The sequence below is a fragment of the Actinomadura geliboluensis genome (genome assembly GCF_005889745.1).
In the GTDB taxonomy this organism is placed as follows: Bacteria; Actinomycetota; Actinomycetes; order Streptosporangiales; family Streptosporangiaceae; genus Spirillospora; species Spirillospora geliboluensis.
The window spans coordinates 1-17,538 of sequence record NZ_VCKZ01000020.1; the positions used below are offsets into that span (position 1 = coordinate 1).

The following is a 17,538-nucleotide window of genomic DNA, read 5'->3' on the forward strand; positions in this document are numbered from 1 at the left end:
GGTCCCAGGCGGGGCTGTTGTCGAGCCCTGATTCCCAGGGGTGGCAGATGGCGATGAGGCCGCTGGCGGCGATGTCGCGGACGCGGGCGAGGTAGCGGTGCTGGGCGGTGAGCATGGGGTAGAGGCGGGCGAGGAAGGCGCGGCTGCCGTCCGCGTCGGTGGCGCTTTCGTGGAGGCGGAGGGCGGTGAGGGCGTGCAGCGGCGGCTGGGTGAGGCCGGAGGTGTGGACGCCGCGGGGCGCGTCGGGCTGGTGTTCGCTGCGCCACAGTTCGGGACCGGGGAAGAACGCGTGCCGGGCGAGGCTGGTGTTGAAGACGATGTGCGGGAGCATCCCGTCGGCCCATTGGCCGCGGAAGAGGGTGAGCAGTTCCGTCTCGGCGCGGTCGCGGCGGTGGCGGGCGAGGCCCATGCTGATGAACGCCGCGTCCCAGCTCCACTGGTGGGGGTAGAGGCCGGGCGACGCGGCGGTCGCGGTCCCTGTCCAGTTCGCGTCGAGTACCCGGGCCGCGGCCTTCCACAGCGCGGTCTCGTCACCGGTCAGACGGGAGCTCATGTGGTCCAGGTGACCTCCTCGGCGAGCGGGGGGCTCTCACCGTGATTGTCACCTCAGATCGCGGTGACGGCGACCCCTGGAGGTGTGTCGATTCTCAACGGGGTCGGCGAGTGGTCCGTGATTATTTACGGTTCGGTGGCGCGGGCCAGGAGCCATTCGGCGATCTCCTGGCCTGCGGCGATGCCCTTGCCGGACGTGACGGCGGTGGTGGGGGACGTCCAGCCGGTGCCGTGCAGTTCGCCGTGGGCGGGGCGGATCGACCGGTCGGCCGCTTCGAGGAGTTCGGTGTCGAGGAAGGAGTCGCCGGCGGCGAGGGTCGCGGTGGCGCCGGTGCGGCGGGCGACCTCGTGGGCGGCGGCGGCCTTGGTCAGGCAGGCGGGCAGGCAGTAGACCTTGCGGCCTTGCAGGGACGTCCGCCAGCCCCGTTCGGCGCACCAGCCGGTGAGGTCGTCGACCCATCCGGGCGGGAGGGCGGCCCGGTCGACGACGCTGTAGGCGAACAGGTCGGATGCCGTGCGCTGCTTCAGGACGAAGTCGCCGCCGGTCTGGGCGAGGTGGTGCTGGACGTCCGCGAGAGGGGCGCAGCCGTCCGCGACCTTGGAGCGGACGGTCCGTGCCCATTCGGGGTCGTCCTCGCCGTCCACGAGGATGTGGCCGCCGTTGGCGCAGATGGCGTACGCGGGCGGCTTCTCCAGCAGGTGGATGCGCCGGTACTGCTCGGGTGTGCGCGTCGTCGTCGGGACGAACGCGGCGGCCGTCGCGAGGGTTTCGAGTGTCCGCGCTGAGGACTCGGTCATGTAGGAGAGCGGCGCGCCCTGGTAGAACTCCACGCAGAGCAGGCGCGGCATGGCCTCGTCTGGGCCGTCCAAGGCGAAGGCGGCCGCGGAGTAGATGAGCGTACGGTCGAGGTCGGAGCACACCAGGACGGTCACTGGACGGCTCCCTTTCCGAAGCGCGGGTGGATGAGCCCCATGCACGCGTAGGGGAACCGTTCGGGCTCGACTTCACGGACGGGCACGCCGCGTTCGTCGGCGAGCAGCCTGATGTGCGTCACTTCGGGGCCCGCGTCCGCGCGGACGAGCACCTTCCACGGGACGCGCCGCAGCAGCACCCGGGTGGTCTCCCCGATCCCCGGCTTGACGAGGTTCAGGTCGTCGACGCCCTCGGCCTCGGCGCAGCGCGCGACGGCCTCCCACCCGGACCAGTCGGGCGCGCGGTCGGCGGCGCGCAGGTCGGGCAGGTCCTTGGCGACGCGTTCGGCCACGTCGGGGAACCGCGCGCAGACGGCGTCGAGGAACAGGGCGGACACGTCGTCGCCGGCCAGTTCCCGGTAGAACTTGGCACCGTGGAAGTCGTCCGGCCCGATCAGCTCGGCGTTCAGGACGGTCCGGCTGACCAGGCCGGACACGGTCGAGTTGAGGCACGCGGACGGGATCAGGAAGTCGTCGCGGGTGCCGTAGAGGGACGTGCAGCGCCCGGGGTCGGCGAGGACGGCGAGGTCGGCGGGGAACGGGGTCGGCGCGAGCGCGGCGGTCAGCTCCCGCGTGATCGCGCCCTTGCCGGTCCAGCCGTCCACGAACATCACGGACGCGGGGTCGTGGTGCTCGGCGAGGTAGCGCAGCGCGACGGCGTCGATGCCGCGGTCCCGGACGATGCTGACCGCGTAGTGCGGGAGGTCGAGGCCGTGCGCGTAGCGGGCCCAGCGGCGCAGCAGGATCCCGACGGGCGTCCCCGCGCGGGCCAGCGACACGAGGACGGCGTCGGGGCCGCGCTCGGCGAGGACCATCTCGGTGACGAGCCCGGCCGCGTAGGCGAGCCGCTCCGCCGACGCCTCCAGCGCCCGGTGGAACAGCCGCCGGTACTCCGGGCCCGGCTGGTATTCGACGGGGAGCGACTCGGCGTAGTGGGCGCGTCCCGCCTGGATCGCCGCCTCGCGCTCCTCCGTCGGCGCCTCCAGCCGCACATGCGAGAGGTCCTTGAGCAGCCAGGCGACGTCCTCGGCCGGGTAACTGCCGAAGGACGGCCCGTACAGCGGCTTCACGTGTCCCTCCTGTAGGCGGGGACGGTGGCGACCAGCACCGGCGCAAGCGCGCGCAGCCGTTCCAAGAGCCCGCCTGCGAGCGCCTCGGTGTCGCCGATGTCGTCCACCACGAAGATGATCTGGTCGAACCCGCGCTCACCGGCGCCAGGGGCCACGTTGTAGGCGTACCGCTCCCCCGGCCCGTCGGCGGGGTCGTCGTGTGAGGGGAACACCAAGCGCGTTCTGATCGCGTACCCGGGGTCGTCTACGGCGAGCACCGGCGAACGCGTGGTCGTGGAGTAGCGGACGTCCACGTCCGGCAGGGTGTCGGCGAGCGCCTCCGCCAGACGCAGCGGCGCGTACATCAGCTCCTCGAAGCCCAGTACGAGAACCCGTGACGCCCCTGGGACGAGTTCCGCCGCGAGGACGTCGCCCATGCGGGCGAGGTCCTTCTCCAGCCGCACCCGGTGCTCGGGGAGGAAGCCGTGCCGGCCGCCGTCCGGCAGGTCGGCGGGCCAGTCCAGCGCAGCCCGCGCCACCTCGGACTGCACACCGCCAAGGACGGCGGCAGAGCCGCCGGACATACCGGCGACGAGCGACTGCCCCGCCTCAAGGATGCCCTCTGGAAGCTCCACGCGCCCCCCGGCCAGTGCCACCGCGTCAATGCGGGTGCCAAGACGGTCGGCAAGAGCGTCCATGCGCGCCCTGTCGGCGGGGTCGCGCAAGTCGACCAGGGACGCCAGGACGTAATGCCCCCTCGGCCGAGCGGCGTGCAAGGTCTCGATGGTGTTCAGCACCGTCCGGCCCGTGGACAGCTCGTCGTCCACCAGCACCACCGGCAGGTCCCGGTCGAGCATCACCGGGTCGGCCGGCAGCAGCAGGTGGCTCGTGGCGTGGCTGTGCTCCTCCTCGAACCCGCCGTAGGCGGCGAAGCCCGGCACGGGACGCCGCGTCGAGTGCAGGTAGTAGGCGCCGCCCAGAGCGTCCGCGACCGAATGCCCCAGTGCGGTGGCGGTCTCGGCGTAGCCCAGGACGATCGCGTCCACAGGGCTCTTTGGAGCACGCATGAGGTCGCGCAGCCCCGCGGCGGCCCCGGACGTGCCGCGCAGGGCGTCCGAAAGCAGCGCACCGGGATGGGACGCCTCCTCGCCCGCCAGGCGCGCGCGCACGAGCTCGCCCAGCAGCAGCCCCGACCCGTACACCAGCCGCGGATCCGTCGGGACGTGCTTGCCCAGCACGGCCGAGACCAGCAGGTGCGCACGGCGCGGATTGCGGCGCACCGCCAGCCCCACCAGCGACGACAGCCCGGCGCCGGCCGGGGACGCGCCGTCCGCCAGCCGCACCCCGAGGCGCGCGGAGACCCAGGACGCGGTCACCGGCTGCCCGCCGCTTCCAGCAGCTCGACGAACGTGACGCCCTCCGCCGCGACCCCGAACACCCGGGCCCGCAGCATCAGCCGCTGCGCCCACGCCCGGTGCGGCTTCGCCTCGTTCATCTTGTTCGCGTACGAACTGGCCATCGCCCCGCCCCCGGCGACGCCGAGGATGTCGGCGGCGTCGCAGTACTCCTCGTGCGTCACCACCGACAGCGCGTGGACGGCCGCCACGTGGCTCGGGTGGATGACGGTCTTGCCGGTCAGGCCGTTGGCCTTGTCCAGGTGGACCTCGCGGATCAGGCCGTCCAGGTCCGAGGTGATCAGCCGCTGCCGCAGCGGCGCCGCCTGCTGCGCGTCGAACGGCGACTGCCGCAGTTGCGGCTTGAACATCCGCTCCCCCGCCGAGAAGTACTCCCACACCGGGCCGGTCACCACGTACCCGGTGCCGTCGGCCCGGCCGAGGACGTTCACCACGTCGCAGATCACGTTCGCGACCGGCCGGATGTCGTAGATCGTGAGGTCCGGCGGCCGGCGCAGCCCGTAGGCGGCGGACATGTCGGTCGCGCCGATCCGGACCGCGAGGACCCGCGGCCGGTGCTTGGCGAGCAGCCGCGCCACGTCGTCCAGCATCTCCGCGCGGGACTCGGCGTACACCGCCTCCGGGCTCTCGATCACCGGCATCGCCAGCAGCCGCCGCCCGGTGCGGTCGGCGGCGTCGGCGAGCGCGTCGAGGAACGCTCCACCGGACACCGGCGTGAACTTCGGCAGCACGAACCCGCTGACCAGGTCGGCGGCGCCGCCGAGCCGGCGGAGCAGGTCGCCGATCTGCCGGGGGTCGCGGATCCGGACGAACAGCAGCGGCACGTCCGCGCCGCCGGCGTGCAGCGTCCGGAACTGCGCCACCAGGTTCGCCTCGCCGGCCGCGACCTCCGCGTCGGCGATCGCGTCCTCCAGGCAGACGACCATGCTCATCACGCCGCGCCCCGCCGCCCGCTCGACATCGGCGGCGAGGGCGGGCCTCGTCGCCGGGCAGTACAGCGTCGCGCCGAGCGCGACGGCCAGCACCGCCGGGTCGTCGTGCCGGTCGAACGGGCGCGGGTGCCGGTAGAACAGGTGCTTGCGACGCGCGGCGTCGATGTGGTCGAAATGCCGCATGGCCGCGCCCGTCACACCCGCCGGATCACAGGTGCGCCGACACGGCGGGCAGCAGGTGCTGGAACGTGCGCCCGGTCGCGGTCGCGCCGATCGCCGTCATCGACCAGCCCTGGCCGTCCCGCGACACCTTCGCCATGATCTGCGCGTTGTGCTGGCCGGCGCCGCTCAGGTCGTAGCGGGCGATCTCCTGCCCGGTGCTCTCGTCGACGAGCCGGCAGAACGCGTTGGCGATCTGCGAGAAGTCCTGCCCGGTGAAGGAGTTCACCGTGAACACCAGCTGGGCGACGTTGGCGGGGACGCTCTGCAGGTCGACGTTGATGACCTCGTCGTCGCCCGCGCCCTCGCCGGTCAGGTTGTCGCCGGTGTGCTGGACGGAGCCGTCCTTGCTGCGCAGCTGCCGGAACCAGACCTGGTCGGCGAGGTTCCCGGCGGCGTCGAACAGCAGGCAGGACGCGTCCAGGTCGATCGACTGGGCCTTGCCCTTGCCGAACAGGCCCTTCTTGGCGACGGCGTCCCAGCCGAGCCCCATCCGGACCCGGGTGAGGGTCCCGCCGCCGGGTTTGGCGAGCGAGACCTTCTGCCCTTTCTGCAGCGAGATCGACATCGTTGGCTCCTTCGGTGGGTCGTGCCGGGCGCGGGCGGGGATCCGCCGGTCAGACGTTGCTGGAGTGCAGCTGCTTGCCGTCCCCGGACGGCGGGGCCTCGACGTCGCCCTCGCCCCGGTTCCGGACGATGGAGCTGATGAACGCCGCGATGATCAGCCCGGCGCCGAGCCCGCCGGTGATCCATTCGGGCACGTGGTGCCCGATGCTGATCAGCATGCAGACCGCGAGGGCGCCGATCGCCCAGTGCGCGCCGTGCTCCAGGTAGACGTACTCGTGCAGGGTGCCCTTGCGGACCAGGAAGACCGTCAGCGACCGGATGTACATGGCGCCGATGCCGAGGCCGAGCGCGATGACGATCGGGTCGGTGCTGATCGCGAACGCGCCGATGACGCCGTCGAAGCTGAACGAGGCGTCCAGCACCTCCAGGTAGAGGAACAGGAAGAACCCGGCCTTGCCGGTGGCCAGCGCCAGCGAACTCGGCCCGGACCGCCCGGCGGGCGCCGCCTCCCGGCCCTCGCCGGCCGCGCCCTCCGCCGCCTCGTCCTCGTCCTCGTCGTCCTCGCCCGCCTCGGAGAACAGCTCGCCGAGCCCGTTGACCAGGATGTAGGTCACCATGCCGAGCACGCCCGCGATCATGACGTTGCCGGGGTCGTCGGCCGACAGCCACGACACCAGCGCGAGCGAGCCGCCCGCGACGACGACCGCGAGCTGGTCCAGCTTCCCGATGCGGGCGAGCGGCCGCTCCAGCCACGGCAGCCACTTGTCGCCGCGCTCCTCGAACACGAAGTTCAGGAACAGCATCATCAGGAACATGCCGCCGAACGCCGCGATCATCGGGTACGCGTCGTTCATCAGCTGGTGGTAGCGGTGCGAGTCGTTGAGCGCCAGGTCGAACGCCTCGACGGGGCCGAGCTTGGCGGTGATGCCCACGATCAGCAGCGGGAAGACCAGCCGCATGCCGAACACCGCGATCGCGATGCCGATGGTGAGGAAGATCTTCTGCCAGAAGGGGCTCATCCTGTCGAGCACCTTGGCGTTGACCACGGCGTTGTCGAACGACAGCGAGATCTCGAGGATGGCCAGGACGGCGACCAGCGCGAGGCCGGTCGGCCCGTCGTAGAAGAAGGCGGCCAGCAACCCGAGGGCCGTGACGCCGAAGGACCAACCGAAGGTGCGAAGAATCATGCGCGTATTTCTGCTAGAGAGGACGGCCGGGCGGGGCGGCCGGGATGCGGGGTGCGCCGACCTCAGCCGACGTTGACGCCGAAGTCCATCGCGATGCCGGCCAGACCCGAGGCGTACCCCTGCCCGACGGCCCTGAACTTCCATTCGCCGTTGTGGCGGTAGAGCTCGCCGAAGACCATCGCCGTCTCGGTGGAGGCGTCCTCGGTGAGGTCGAACCGGGCGAGCTCGTTGCCGTCGGTCCGGTTGACGATCCGGATGAAGGCGTTGCGCACCTGGCCGAAGCTCTGGTGCCGGTTGTCGGCGTCGTAGATCGACACCGGGAACACGATGCGCTCGCACTCGGCCGGCACCCCGGTGAGGTCGACGTTGATCGACTCGTCGTCGCCCTCGCCCTCGCCGGTCAGGTTGTCGCCGGTGTGCTCGACCGAGCCGTCCGGGCTCCGCAGGTTGTTGAAGAACACGAAGTGCTGGTCGGAGATGACCTTGCCGGTGCCCGCCAGCATCAGCGCGGACGCGTCCAGGTCGAAGTCGGCGCCGGTGGTGGCGCGGACGTCCCAGCCGAGGCCGACGGTGACCGCGGTGAGGTTGGGCGCGGCCTTCGTCAGCGAGACGTTGCCGCCCTTGGCGAGTGAGACTCCCATGTTCGGGCCGTTCCCTTCCTGAAGTTCCTGGTGTGGTGTGCTGCGCCGGCCGGGGGCGCGGCGCGGTTCGGACGGGGTGCCGACCGGACGGCGGTTCCGGTCGGCGATTCCGGTCGGCGGGGGCGGGTCAGAGGTTGACGCCGAAGTCCATCGCGATGCCGGCCAGCCCGGACGCGTAGCCCTGGCCGACCGCGCGGAACTTCCACTCCGTGCCGTTGCGGTACAGCTCGCCGAAGACCATCGCGGTCTCCATCGAGGCGTCCTCGGACAGGTCGTAGCGGGCCATCTCGGCGCCGTCGGCCTGGTTCAGCACCCGGATGTAGGCGTTGCGGACCTGTCCGAAGTTCTGCCCGCGGCTGTCGGCGTCGTAGACCGAGACCGCGAACGCCACCCGCTCGGCGGCGGCCGGCATCGCGCCGAAGTTGACCTTCAGCTGCTCGTCGTCGCCCTCGCCGGCGCCGGTGGTGTTGTCGCCGCTGTGCTCGACCGCGCCGTCGGGGGTGCGCAGGTTGTTGAAGAACACGAAGTGCTGGTCGGTGATGATCTTGCCGGAGCCGTCCAGCACCATGGCGGAGGCGTCGAGGTCGAAGTCCGTGCCGGTGGTGGTCCGCAGGTCCCAGCCGAGACCGACGATCACCGCGGTCAGTCCGGGCGCCTGCTTGGTGAGCGAGACATTGCCGCCTTTGCTCAGGCTGACGGGCACGATGGGCCTCCAAGATCGCATGCCGTATGGGGACGCCGACCCGGCGCCCAGCATTATCGACGTAGCAGCGATGCTATCCGTTCCATCCGTTGTCGACCTGTGACGCGGAACGCCCCGGGCGGCGGCCGGACGCCCACCCGGGGCGCGAAACACGCGCGGTCTGGGCCAGACTGGGCAGGGACGAGAGGAGGCAGCGTTGCGGGGACCGGGCGACCAGCGCCGCCGGGGCGGCAGGGGCGCGCAGGCGGCCGCTGCGGCAGTCGAGGCCAAGGAGGCGGCGGCGGCCGCCTTCTACGACATGGACCAGGCGCAGAAGTACCTCGGCGGCCGCGTCACCGTCTTCGAGGACCTGGACGCGGCCGCGGCGGCGCCCGTCCGGCGGGAGTTCGACGGGCTGTCGGAGGCCGCCGACGCCGCGTCGATCGCCTACATCTCCGTGCTGGACGCGCACGACGTCGATGACCAGGACCGGTCACCGGCCGAGTACGACGCGGCCCGCCGCGCGTTCGTGGCCTCCACCGAGCGGCTCCAGCAGGTCACCGGCAACCTCAACGGCTTCGCCGAGCGGCTCGCGCCGCGGATGGCCCGGCTGGAGGCCGCCCTCGATCAGCTCCCGCCGCGGCTGGCCGCCGCCCGCGAGGCGGTCGCCGCCGCCGACGCCGCCGTCACCGCCGCGCGGGAGGCGGGGATGGACGCCACCGACCCGGAGGCGGAGCTCGCCCGTGCCCGGCAGGTCCTCGCGCAGCTCGGCTCGAAGGGGCTCGGCGGGCTCGGGCTGGACGGCGCCCTCCGCAAGGCCGAGGAGGTCCGGGAGATCGCCGAGCGGGCCCGGGAGGCCGCCGCGGAGCTGCCGCAGCTGGCGCAGAAGGTCCGCAACTCGCTCGCCTCCGTCCGGACGCGGGCGGACGCCGCCGCGAACCGCGTCGGGCCCGTCCGGGAGGCGATGCGGGTGCTGCTGCGCGGCTACTCGCAGGCCTGCTGGCAGGACCTCAAGGGCGCGCCGGAGTCCATCGAGGCCGCCGTCACGCGGGCCCGGGAGCGGCTGAACGAGGCGTCCGCGCACGTCGCCCGCACCGAGTGGAAGCAGGCGCAGCAGGCGCTCACGGCCGCGCGCACCGAGCTGAACGCCGCCGACCGCCGCGCCGGGCAGGTCACCGGCCGGGTGGAGGAGCTGAAGGCGGTCGCCGCCGACCCCGCCAAGCCCGCCGAGAGCGCCCAGTTCGCCGTGCGGGACGCGCAGCGGCTCGCCATGGCCCAGCCGGGCGGTCCCGCGCCGCAGCACGTCCGGGTGCTGGACGGGCTGGTCGAGCGGCTGGAGAACGCGCCGAAGCGGCTCGGCGGCGCCCATCCGGACTACTGGGCCTACCTCCGGGAGCTGGAGTCGATCAAGACCGCCGCCGGGGACGTCGTGACCCGCATCCGCTCGGAGCGGGCCGGGCAGGGTTAGCGCCAGGGCCCCACTCCGGCGCGTCCTAAGTGAAGAGGGTGTCGCCCCAGAAGCCGCCTTCGCGGACGCCCGGCGGGCACGCGTAGACGCCCGATCCGACGTGCTGGATGTACTCGTTCAGCGCGTCGGTCGCCAGTGACTGCTGGATCGGGATGAACCCGGTGCGCGGGTCGCGCTGGAACGCGATGAAGAACAGGCCCGCGTCCAGCCGGCCGAGGCCGTCGGACCCGTCGGTGAAGGAGTAGCCCCGCCGCAGGATCCGCGCCCCGCGGTTGGAGTCGGGGTGCGCCAGTCGGACGTGCGCGTCCGGCTTCATCCGCGACAGGACGGGCTTGTCGCGCTCCTTCACCTCCCCCACGGGCGCGCCCTCGCCCTTGTTCCGGCCGAAGATGTCCTCCTGCTCGCGCAGGGACGTCCGGTCCCAGGTCTCGATGTGCATCCGGATGCGGCGGGCGACGAGGTAGGAGCCGCCCGCCATCCACGCCGCGCCGTCGCCCTTCCCCGCCCAGACGTGCTCGTCGAGCAGCGCCGTGTCGGTGGAGCCGATGTTCTCTGTGCCGTCCTTGAACCCGAACAGGTTGCGCGGGGTCTGCGCGTCCGGCGTGGTCGAGGACGTCTTGCCGAACCCGAGCTGCGACCAGCGGACCGAGACGGTGCCGAACCCGATCCGCGCGAGGTTCCGGATCGCGTGCACGGCGACCTGCGGGTCGTCCGCGCACGCCTGGACGGCGATGTCGCCGCCGCTGCGGTCGGGGTCGAGACTGTCGCCGGGAAAGTGCGGCAGGTCGACGAGGGCGGCCGGGCGGCGCGCCTTGAGGCCGAACCGGTCCTTCCCGTCCTTCTCGAACAGCGTGGGCCCGAACCCGATCGTCAGCGTGAGCCGGGACGGGGGCAGGCCGAGCGCCTCGCCGGTGTCGTCGGGCGGCGCCACCGCAGGCCCGCCGACCGCGCCGTCCCCGACGGGCCTCCCGGCGGTCATGGCGGCCGCCGCCTCCGTCCACTCCTTCAGCATCCGGACGAGCCGGTCGCGGTCGCCGGTCGTCACGTCGAACGCGGCGAAGTGCAGCCGGTCCTGGACGGGCGTGGCGATGCCCGCCTGGTGCGGGCCGCGGAACGCGACGGCCGCGCCGGCGTCCGCGTCCCCGTCGGCGAACGCCATCCGGTCGATGCCCGCGCCGGCGGCCGCGCCGACGAGCAGGCTCGCGCCGGAGAACCCCAGCATCCGGCGCCGGGACAGTCCCGGCCGCGCCTCGGTCATCTCGCCGCCGCCTCTCCGGTCCCGGTCACTTCGCGACGGCTTCGGCGAGCTTGGACAGCGGCTCGCCGAGGGCGTTCACCGCGTCCGCCAGCTGCTTGCGGTCGTCCTTGCCGACCTTGTCGTAGGAGACGTAGCCGTCGCCCTCCTCGTGCTTCTTCAGCAGCCCCTCGACCTTGGCGAAGTTGTCGTCGAGGTCGCCCGCGAGCTGGGCGTCCCGCTCCTGGACGACCGGCTTGAGCAGGTCGTAGATCTTCTTGGCGCCGTCGACGTTGGCCTTGAAGTCGACCAGGTCGGTGTGGCTGAACGCCTCCTCCTCGCCGGTGACCTTGCCGGTGGCGACCTCGTCCAGCAGCTCCTTGGCGCCGCCCGCCATGTCGTTGACGGGGTCGAGGGTGAGGCCGGGCAGCCGCGACTTCAGCGTCCCGAGGTCGGCGAGCAGCTGGTCGCCGTACTTCTCCTTGCCCTTGACCGAGCCGTCCTCCCAGAGGGCCTTCTCCAGCAGGTGCCAGCCGGACCAGTCCTTCTTCTCCTCCGGCTTGAGGTCGGCCTCGCGGGCGTCGACCTTCGGGTCGATGTCGCCGAACTTCTCCGCGACGGGCTCGATCGTCTCCCAGCCGACGCGGGACGGGGCGTACAGCCCCTTGGCCTTCGCGACGTCGCCGGCCTTGACCGCGTCCACGAACTGGCGGGTCTTGGCGATCGTGTCGTCGAGCTGGACGATCACGAACGCCTTGTAGTCGGCGGCGGCCTTGGTGAGCCGCGCGTCGGCGCCGCCGGCGGCCGCGCCGGTGACCGTGACGTTCTGGGACGGGCCCTTGCCGGTCTGCCCGGCGCTGCACAGCAGCTTGAACTGCCCGGCGGGCAGGTTCACGACGAAGTCGACGCTGGTCCCCGGGCCGATGTTCTCCCGCTCGGCGAGGATCTTGCCGTCCGGCTTGAGCACCTCGAACTCGTTGACCTTGGAGCCCTTGTTGGTGACCTTGAAGGTGGTCTTGCCCGCGGTGAGGTCGGTCTTGGCCACCTCGCACGCGTCGTCGGTGGCCGTCACCGGGATGGCGCCCGCGGCGTCCGCCTCGTCCCCGTCACCGCCGCACCCCGTGAGCAGGGACATCGACACGGCGGCGGCGCCGGCGATCGCGAGGACGGACACAGGGCGCATCAGGGACTCCAGGGGGCGAGCAGATGGTTAGGCTCACCTAAATTAGCGAAGCCTGTCCTCAGCCCGTCAAGAGGCCCCCGGGCGACGGGGCCGTGCCCCGGCGGGGCGGTTCAGCGCGGCCGGTCCTGGATTCCCATCGTGAGGTTGCGCGCGGCCATCGGCGGGCCGCCCGGCTGCGAGTCCCCGTACGGCGGGAGCTGGCCCTGCTGCGGGGCCTGCCGCTGCTGGTACTGCGGCGCCTGGTCGCGCTGCCGGCCCGCGGGCTCGGCCCAGACGGCCGTCCCGTACGCGCAGACCTCGAACCCGCCGCCCACGGCCGCGGTGTCGAAGCGCATCCCGACCACGGTGTTGGCGCCCCGGCGGCGCGCCTCCTCGCCGAGCCGGTCCACCGCCTCGCGGCGCGCGGCCGCGAGGCCGGCCGCCGGCCGCTCCCCCGTCACCCGGAACGTCGCGCTGCTGCCGGGCTGCGGCGCGGCGCCCTGGTCGCCCTGGCCGACCTGGAGGGCCGTCGCGAGGACCTCCCCGAGCACGCTCCTGATCTCGTGCCCCGGCACCCCGTCAGTCGTCACGATCAGCATGTCACCACGGTAGATCACCGCTCGGACGAAAAGCGACAAAATGCCGGGACAGGCCCCGGGGAGGACGGCCCGTGCGGGCCCGCCCTCCCCGGGCCGGCCGTCACTCCAGATACTCGCGGACTATGGCGGCTTGAACGCTGCGCATGACCTGCGAAAACGCAGGTGGCGAGCGAACGTCGGGCGGAAAATATCCTGGACTGACGATCGCTACTTCTTCGGGTCGTCCTTCGTGTACTCGTCCAGGCAGTCCCGGACGACGTCGGAGACGTCACGCCCTTCCCTTTCGGCCTTGTCCTTCGCCTTCTTCCACTGCTCGTCGCTCACGCGGATCGACCGGCGCGGCGTGCCCTTGCCTGGCATCCCATGCCCTCTCTGCGGGGTGTCATGACGGGCAGCATCCTACGGAGCCCCGACACCCCTTGTGGGTGTCATGACAGTGAGGTTATAGTCCAGGGTGTCATGACACCCAATGGAGGGGTCAGACGCAGGACGGCCCCGGTCGGTGCGGGAACACCGGATCCGGGGCCTAGGCAGAAAGGGCCTTCCGCCATGGGCATGGAGCCTACCCGCATCACGTTCGACCCGGCCGCCCTCACGCTCGCGCAGCGCGACGGGCGCGCCTGCGTCGTGTGCCGCATCGACGTCGCCCCCATGATCCCCGTCGGGGTCGTCGACGGCGCCCAGGTGTTCGCCTGCGCGTCGCACGGCGACGACGAGCAGCCGGTGACGGCGGAGGAGAGCGCGGCGGCGCTCGACCGGCTCGCCGCCAAGCACGGCGTCACGGCCGAGGTCGCCGCGATCCGCGCCTACCGCGCCCAGGACGACGACGAGCAGGGGGAGTGTTCAGTGGACACCCCCGACGACGCGACCGCCGGGAAGTCGGCGACGTGGCCGGACGGCGAGCCCGCGGGCGTCCGCGACCTCGCGCGGCGCCTGGACATCGCGCGCCGGGCCGACCGCCTCGCCGCCCAGCTCGAGAGCGAGCTCGGGAACGTCCGCGACGAGCGGCTCGCCGCCGCCGTCCGGGAGACCATCGAGGGCATGCGCGCCCTGTCGGCCGCCGGACATGCGGCCGACGAAGAGATGATCTGGCGCACCGCCGAGCACGCGCACGCGGCCCTGACCCGCTGCGTCGCCCTGGTCGCCGAGATCGAGCAGCGCGCCCGGTAGGGGTGTAAGCGCTCCTTACACCCTTCACGCCCCCGTCCTCGCGGCGGGGGCGTCCGCGTGTCCGGACCTGCGTCGTGATGACCGGGACGCAGGTCGCGGAGGGTGCGGCCCCTGCGGACGCGGACGCGGACTGAGGAAAATTCCTCAGTTGCTCGAACGTCGTGTGCGGCCCCTGCGGACGCGGACGCGGACTGGGGAACTTTCCCCAGTCGCCCGGACGTCGTAGCCGTTCGCCCGTGCGCGTGGGGTTGAACCTGCCTCAAGGCGGGTGCTGCAGGTACCGGGCAGAGCCTGTCAACTGCCGGTTGACGCACCGGGCACTGCCTGGTCCGTCGACCTGCGCCCGCCTTGAGCCAGGTGCAGGGTGCCAGCCAGAGCCCGGTACCCGCCCGGACCATATCCGCGGCGCCGCGAGGATGGTCCGTCGACCTGCGTATGGATGAGCCCAACTCAGGGGTACTCGCTCCGTGAGTACCCCTACTCGTCGCCGGTGGCCTGCTCGATGACGAACGTCCCCTTGGCGGGGAGCGTCACGACGAGTCCGCGGTCCCGCAACTCCCGGACGGCGCGGCGCGCGGTCTCGACGGCCACGCCGTACTCCTCAGCAAGGTCACGCTCGCCGGCCAGACGGGCGCCCGGTGCCAGCGCCCGGCGGGCGGGTCGTCCAGGCGCCCGGCATCGATGCGCAGCGCGAGGTGCGCGGCAACCTCGGCGTAGACGTAGGCGGCCGGGTTCGGCGCGTACGGCGGGATCTCCTCCATGTCCGGCACCGTAGATACCCGCTGAGCTGGGCATAGTCATGGCGTGCGCTGCACTGCTATGCACCGCACTGCATTGCGGGTTATGGTGCCGACACGTTCAGCGACCGGGAGGGACCCCCGATGGACACACCACAGCTCGACGGATGGACCGTGCGGCGGCACGACACCGCGCCCACGTGGACGGCGGACCGGCGCGGCGGCCTCAGCGACACACACCTGGAGTTCGGCTGCGCCCTGCGCGTCACGGCCAGCTCGTTCGGAGAGTTGGAGGTCCGGTGCGTCGCCGAGAACATCAAGCTCGGCATCATCACGGCGGCCGAGCGCCTCGCCGAGCGGATGATGGAAGCCGAGCTACAGCGCCGCGAGGACGCCCACACAGGGCGCGTCAACGGTCCGGGTGGTGGCATCAGTGTCTGACGTGCCCCCGGACCTCCCCGACCGCCTCGCGGCCTATCAGGCGCTCATGGACGCCATCGTGCCGGAGTCGGCCTACTGGGCGGGCGAGCGTGAGGACGCCGAACGCGTGGCGTTCCTCGCCGATGCCGTCGCCGACCCGGCCGCCGCGCGGCGCCGCGCCGAGAGCGGAGACGAGCAGGGCGAGTAGGCCCCCACGGACGCCACACCCCCGGTCAACCTGCGCGGGTACCGGGGGTGTGGTCTGTTCACGGGCAGGTCAGAGGGGGTCTAAGGACTGTTCAGGCCCCCATCTCCCGGACGTCGTAGCCGTTCGCCCGTGCCCACTCCCGGCGGGCGCGGCGCCAGTGGCGGCGGGCGAGGCGGAACGCGGCGTGGCACTGCCAGTCGTCCCCGGTCTTGGCCTCGCGGGGGACCGTCCGTATGCGCCTCAGCACCTCGTCGGGGCCGATGCCGTGCGGCAGGTCGGCGCGCTCGATCCACTCCAGCGCGGTGAACTCGGCGAACCTGAGCGGGACCGGCGGGCGGCCCCGGGCCTCCGGCGGCGGCTGGGCGGTGGTGACGAGGCGGGCGCGCAGCTCCCGGCGGGTCGTCACGCGGGCCTCAGCGGGGTCACCTCGGCCGGCGGCTGCGGGTCCTGCAGCACCCATCCGAGGGCGAGCATCCCGCGGGGCGTGAGCCCGAGTTGCTCCGCGAGGTGGCGGGACTCCTGCGCCATCCACGCGGACGCCTCGCCGCGCAGCACCGCCGAGACGTGCACGACGTACATCGCCACCGCCGGGACGAACGAGTCGTCCCACATCGTCGCCTGCGGGCTCGACCACAGCTCCGCCCACCGGTCGCGCTCGGCGCCGGTCCAGGCGCGGCCCTCGGGCAGGTCCGGGGCGGGCAAGTCGCACTGCGCGGGCAGCGTGACGACCTTCCGGCCGCCCCGCTCGCGGTGGCGGCTGTACGGCCGGGACGGGTCGGCCTTCGGACCGGGCATGACGTGCTCCTCTCGTCGTCACCAACGGTGATTGGCGGGACCGGCGGGCGCCCCGGCGGCGGTCACGGACCGTGAGCCCGGTCGGGTCCCGTTTGAGTCCAACTGCTGTAGCGACTGGGCAGAGCCCTCCCGCACGGTCGCGCCCCCTACAAGATCAAGAGGTCGTCCCCCACCCACGGTGACCGTCACAGCGTGTGACCACGGACGGCGGTCACCCTGGGTGACGCGCGGCGGTCGGGGGCGGCACTGCACGTTCGGTGCCTGGTTCGCTCGGCGCCCTGCACATCGTGCGCGCCGATGGTCGGCCACGGAGGAGGAGGCGGGGCCGACCATCGGCGGCGGGTCCGGCCGCGCCTGCCTGGCTGTTGAGTAGCAGGCGCGGCCGGAGTTCATGAGGTGCGGCTCTGCTTGCCGCGTGCGGCGGGCTTGTCGGCCGCCTGCTCGACGCGGACGGCCCATCCGAAGCGGACCCACTCCTCAGCCAGCGGGGGCGGGACGGCCAGTTCCTCGCCTCCGAAGTGGTGGCCGAGGTCGGTGACGACCTGTCGACCGTCGGCGATGCGTACGCGGACGTTGCTCACGGCTTCACCCCCATGATGCGGACGACCCCGGAGGGGTCCGGGAGGACCACATCGGCCCGCAGGACGACGCGGACGGCGGTGCGGTCGCTGCTGAACGCGGCGGACGCGTCGGTGGTGACGGTGGCGTCCTGCCGCATCACGACCACAACCTGCGTGGTGTCGTAGACGTAGATGCTGTTCGCGTCGGTGGCGGTGCCCTGCGTCTCAGCGGTGGACAGCTGCGTGGTCAGCCAGACCGGAACACCGTCGAAGCTCCGCCGGACGCCCTCGGTCGGCGAGCCGGCGCCGTCCACGAGCACGGGCTTGTTGGAGCCGGTCGCCTCCTTGATCTTCTTCAGCGCCCGCCAGTTGCGCGGGTGCATGACGATCGCGGGGGTGCCGGTGGCGTCGGCCTCCTCCAGCATGCCGAGCGCGTCGGTGAACGGGTCGAGGTTGGTCAGCGCGGCGCCATCGGTGCCCATGGAGAGCGTCTGGATACCGCTCTGGTTCTTCAGCCCGCGGATCTGCGGGGCGGTGCCCGTGCCCTCCAGTAGGCCCAGGTCGAGCTTGAGCGCGGTCGCCTTGGCGAGGTTGTCGGCCAGCACGTCCTGAGCGTCCGGGTTGGAGTCGGAGATCAGCTCATTGCTGGCGTACACCAAGGCCTTCAGCGCCCGCGGGGTCGCGGTGATCGTGTCGGCGTTCGGGTCGGACGGTGTGATCTCCTCGCCCTCGGCCGTCCAACTGACCGTGGCGTCGCCCAGGACGCGCGGGATGGCTAGGCGGGCGGCGGTGGTGCGCACGACGCGCACGCCGGACTCCAGGACGACGCTGCGCGCCCTGAGCCGGTCGAAGAAGTAGTCGGCGGCCTCGGTCGGGGCGAACGATCCGCCCGCCGTGCCGCTGGTGGTCAACCAGGTCACGAGGTGCTCCCGTGGTGCGTAGAGACGGTGAGGATTCGTCTCCGGCGCG

The 17,538-nt window shown here is 72.4% G+C and carries 22 protein-coding genes; 4 read left to right on the forward strand and 18 right to left on the reverse strand.

From position 1 onward, the window contains the following. From ETD96_RS05125 to ETD96_RS05160, 9 genes are all read right to left on the reverse strand, one after another. Positions 1-553 (reverse strand): MGH1-like glycoside hydrolase domain-containing protein (locus ETD96_RS05125; RefSeq protein ID WP_420884732.1); only part of this gene is annotated, 553 nt, incomplete at its 3' end. A 125-nt stretch (positions 554-678) separates the two neighbouring features. Next, entirely contained in the window at positions 679-1,485 is an 807-nt protein-coding gene (locus ETD96_RS05130; RefSeq protein WP_138634834.1) for an HAD family hydrolase, read from the reverse strand. Then, on the reverse strand, positions 1,482-2,594 hold the full coding sequence (locus tag ETD96_RS44405) for a cysteine protease StiP family protein (RefSeq protein WP_171068864.1): 1,113 nt from the start codon (positions 2,592-2,594) through the stop codon (positions 1,482-1,484). The genes ETD96_RS05130 and ETD96_RS44405 overlap by 4 nt, the downstream gene beginning before the upstream one ends. Next, positions 2,591-3,949 (reverse strand): phosphoribosyltransferase family protein, encoded by a 1,359-nt coding sequence (locus ETD96_RS44410; protein ID WP_171068865.1) that lies wholly within the window; start codon positions 3,947-3,949, stop codon positions 2,591-2,593. Before ETD96_RS44410 ends, ETD96_RS44405 begins: the two co-directional genes overlap by 4 nt. Further along, on the reverse strand, positions 3,946-5,103 hold the full coding sequence (locus tag ETD96_RS05140; protein ID WP_138634837.1) for an HpcH/HpaI aldolase/citrate lyase family protein: 1,158 nt from the start codon (positions 5,101-5,103) through the stop codon (positions 3,946-3,948). Before ETD96_RS05140 ends, ETD96_RS44410 begins: the two co-directional genes overlap by 4 nt. 25 nt (positions 5,104-5,128) lie before the next feature. Next, positions 5,129-5,707: a TerD family protein gene (locus tag ETD96_RS05145; RefSeq protein WP_138634840.1), complete on the reverse strand. Its 579-nt coding sequence runs from the start codon at positions 5,705-5,707 to the stop codon at positions 5,129-5,131. A 49-nt stretch (positions 5,708-5,756) separates the two neighbouring features. Then, positions 5,757-6,893, reverse strand: a complete 1,137-nt coding sequence (locus tag ETD96_RS05150; RefSeq protein WP_138634844.1) for a DUF475 domain-containing protein — start codon at positions 6,891-6,893, stop codon at positions 5,757-5,759. 62 nt (positions 6,894-6,955) lie between these two features. Next, positions 6,956-7,534, reverse strand: a complete 579-nt coding sequence (locus ETD96_RS05155) for a TerD family protein (RefSeq protein WP_138634847.1) — start codon at positions 7,532-7,534, stop codon at positions 6,956-6,958. Between the two features lie 127 nt (positions 7,535-7,661). Beyond that, positions 7,662-8,237: a TerD family protein gene (locus ETD96_RS05160; RefSeq protein WP_138634850.1), complete on the reverse strand. Its 576-nt coding sequence runs from the start codon at positions 8,235-8,237 to the stop codon at positions 7,662-7,664. A 196-nt stretch (positions 8,238-8,433) separates the two neighbouring features. On the opposite strand from ETD96_RS05160, the gene ETD96_RS05165 reads away from it, so the two are divergent. Beyond that, positions 8,434-9,684, forward strand: coding sequence for a molecular chaperone DnaJ (locus ETD96_RS05165; protein ID WP_138634853.1), 1,251 nt, complete (start codon positions 8,434-8,436; stop codon positions 9,682-9,684). Between the two features lie 25 nt (positions 9,685-9,709). Here ETD96_RS05165 and efeB read toward each other — a convergent pair whose 3' ends face one another. From efeB to ETD96_RS44415, 4 genes are all read right to left on the reverse strand, one after another. Next, positions 9,710-10,942, reverse strand: coding sequence for an iron uptake transporter deferrochelatase/peroxidase subunit (efeB, locus tag ETD96_RS05170; protein ID WP_138634857.1), 1,233 nt, complete (start codon positions 10,940-10,942; stop codon positions 9,710-9,712). A gap of 25 nt (positions 10,943-10,967) precedes the next feature. Continuing rightward, the gene (gene efeO, locus ETD96_RS05175) at positions 10,968-12,101 is read right to left on the reverse strand and encodes an iron uptake system protein EfeO (RefSeq protein ID WP_138634860.1); all 1,134 of its coding nucleotides are present in this window, start codon (positions 12,099-12,101) and stop codon (positions 10,968-10,970) included. A 110-nt stretch (positions 12,102-12,211) separates the two neighbouring features. After that, entirely contained in the window at positions 12,212-12,679 is a 468-nt protein-coding gene (locus ETD96_RS05180) for a YbjQ family protein (RefSeq protein ID WP_138634863.1), read from the reverse strand. A gap of 207 nt (positions 12,680-12,886) precedes the next feature. Further along, entirely contained in the window at positions 12,887-13,039 is a 153-nt protein-coding gene (locus ETD96_RS44415; RefSeq protein WP_171068866.1) for a hypothetical protein, read from the reverse strand. Between the two features lie 189 nt (positions 13,040-13,228). Between ETD96_RS44415 and ETD96_RS05185 the strand changes: the two genes are divergently transcribed. Next, positions 13,229-13,849 (forward strand): hypothetical protein, encoded by a 621-nt coding sequence (locus ETD96_RS05185; RefSeq protein WP_138634866.1) that lies wholly within the window; start codon positions 13,229-13,231, stop codon positions 13,847-13,849. 477 nt (positions 13,850-14,326) lie between these two features. Here ETD96_RS05185 and ETD96_RS46460 read toward each other — a convergent pair whose 3' ends face one another. Continuing rightward, positions 14,327-14,440 (reverse strand): GntR family transcriptional regulator, encoded by a 114-nt coding sequence (locus ETD96_RS46460; RefSeq protein WP_240807248.1) that lies wholly within the window; start codon positions 14,438-14,440, stop codon positions 14,327-14,329. 290 nt (positions 14,441-14,730) lie between these two features. Here ETD96_RS46460 and ETD96_RS05195 point away from each other — a divergent pair, with 290 nt between their 5' ends. Further along, a complete protein-coding gene (locus ETD96_RS05195) occupies positions 14,731-15,027 on the forward strand; it encodes a hypothetical protein (protein ID WP_138634869.1) in 297 nt (98 codons plus the stop codon). Further along, on the forward strand, positions 15,020-15,214 hold the full coding sequence (locus tag ETD96_RS05200; RefSeq protein ID WP_138634872.1) for a hypothetical protein: 195 nt from the start codon (positions 15,020-15,022) through the stop codon (positions 15,212-15,214). Before ETD96_RS05195 ends, ETD96_RS05200 begins: the two co-directional genes overlap by 8 nt. 91 nt (positions 15,215-15,305) lie before the next feature. On the opposite strand, the gene ETD96_RS05205 is transcribed toward ETD96_RS05200, so the two are convergent. The 4 genes from ETD96_RS05205 to ETD96_RS05220 form a co-directional block, all read right to left on the reverse strand. Further along, positions 15,306-15,620 carry a hypothetical protein gene (locus ETD96_RS05205; RefSeq protein WP_138634875.1) on the reverse strand — a complete coding sequence of 105 codons (315 nt, stop codon included), beginning with the start codon at positions 15,618-15,620 and terminating at the stop codon, positions 15,306-15,308. After that, positions 15,617-16,009: a phage terminase small subunit gene (locus tag ETD96_RS05210; protein ID WP_240807250.1), complete on the reverse strand. Its 393-nt coding sequence runs from the start codon at positions 16,007-16,009 to the stop codon at positions 15,617-15,619. The genes ETD96_RS05205 and ETD96_RS05210 overlap by 4 nt, the downstream gene beginning before the upstream one ends. Positions 16,010-16,398: 389 nt before the next feature. Next, positions 16,399-16,590, reverse strand: coding sequence for a hypothetical protein (locus ETD96_RS05215; protein WP_138634878.1), 192 nt, complete (start codon positions 16,588-16,590; stop codon positions 16,399-16,401). After that, on the reverse strand, positions 16,587-17,489 hold the full coding sequence (locus ETD96_RS05220) for a phage major capsid protein (RefSeq protein WP_171068867.1): 903 nt from the start codon (positions 17,487-17,489) through the stop codon (positions 16,587-16,589). Before ETD96_RS05220 ends, ETD96_RS05215 begins: the two co-directional genes overlap by 4 nt. Between the last annotated feature and the right edge of the window lie 49 nt (positions 17,490-17,538).

Bases quoted from the DNA above. Each gene is read 5' to 3' on its own strand.
- efeO (WP_138634860.1), bottom strand. From the start codon at position 12,101: ATGCGCCCTGTGTCCGTCCTCGCGATCGCCGGCGCCGCCGCCGTGTCG.
- ETD96_RS05150 (WP_138634844.1), bottom strand. From the start codon at position 6,893: ATGATTCTTCGCACCTTCGGTTGGTCCTTCGGCGTCACGGCCCTCGGG.
- ETD96_RS05195 (WP_138634869.1), top strand. From the start codon at position 14,731: ATGGACACACCACAGCTCGACGGATGGACCGTGCGGCGGCACGACACC.
- ETD96_RS44415 (WP_171068866.1), bottom strand. From the start codon at position 13,039: ATGCCAGGCAAGGGCACGCCGCGCCGGTCGATCCGCGTGAGCGACGAG.
- ETD96_RS05185 (WP_138634866.1), top strand. From the start codon at position 13,229: ATGGGCATGGAGCCTACCCGCATCACGTTCGACCCGGCCGCCCTCACG.
- ETD96_RS05180 (WP_138634863.1), bottom strand. From the start codon at position 12,679: ATGCTGATCGTGACGACTGACGGGGTGCCGGGGCACGAGATCAGGAGC.
- ETD96_RS05210 (WP_240807250.1), bottom strand. From the start codon at position 16,009: ATGCCCGGTCCGAAGGCCGACCCGTCCCGGCCGTACAGCCGCCACCGC.
- ETD96_RS05145 (WP_138634840.1), bottom strand. From the start codon at position 5,707: ATGTCGATCTCGCTGCAGAAAGGGCAGAAGGTCTCGCTCGCCAAACCC.
- ETD96_RS05155 (WP_138634847.1), bottom strand. From the start codon at position 7,534: ATGGGAGTCTCACTCGCCAAGGGCGGCAACGTCTCGCTGACGAAGGCC.
- efeB (WP_138634857.1), bottom strand. From the start codon at position 10,942: ATGACCGAGGCGCGGCCGGGACTGTCCCGGCGCCGGATGCTGGGGTTC.
- ETD96_RS05140 (WP_138634837.1), bottom strand. From the start codon at position 5,103: ATGCGGCATTTCGACCACATCGACGCCGCGCGTCGCAAGCACCTGTTC.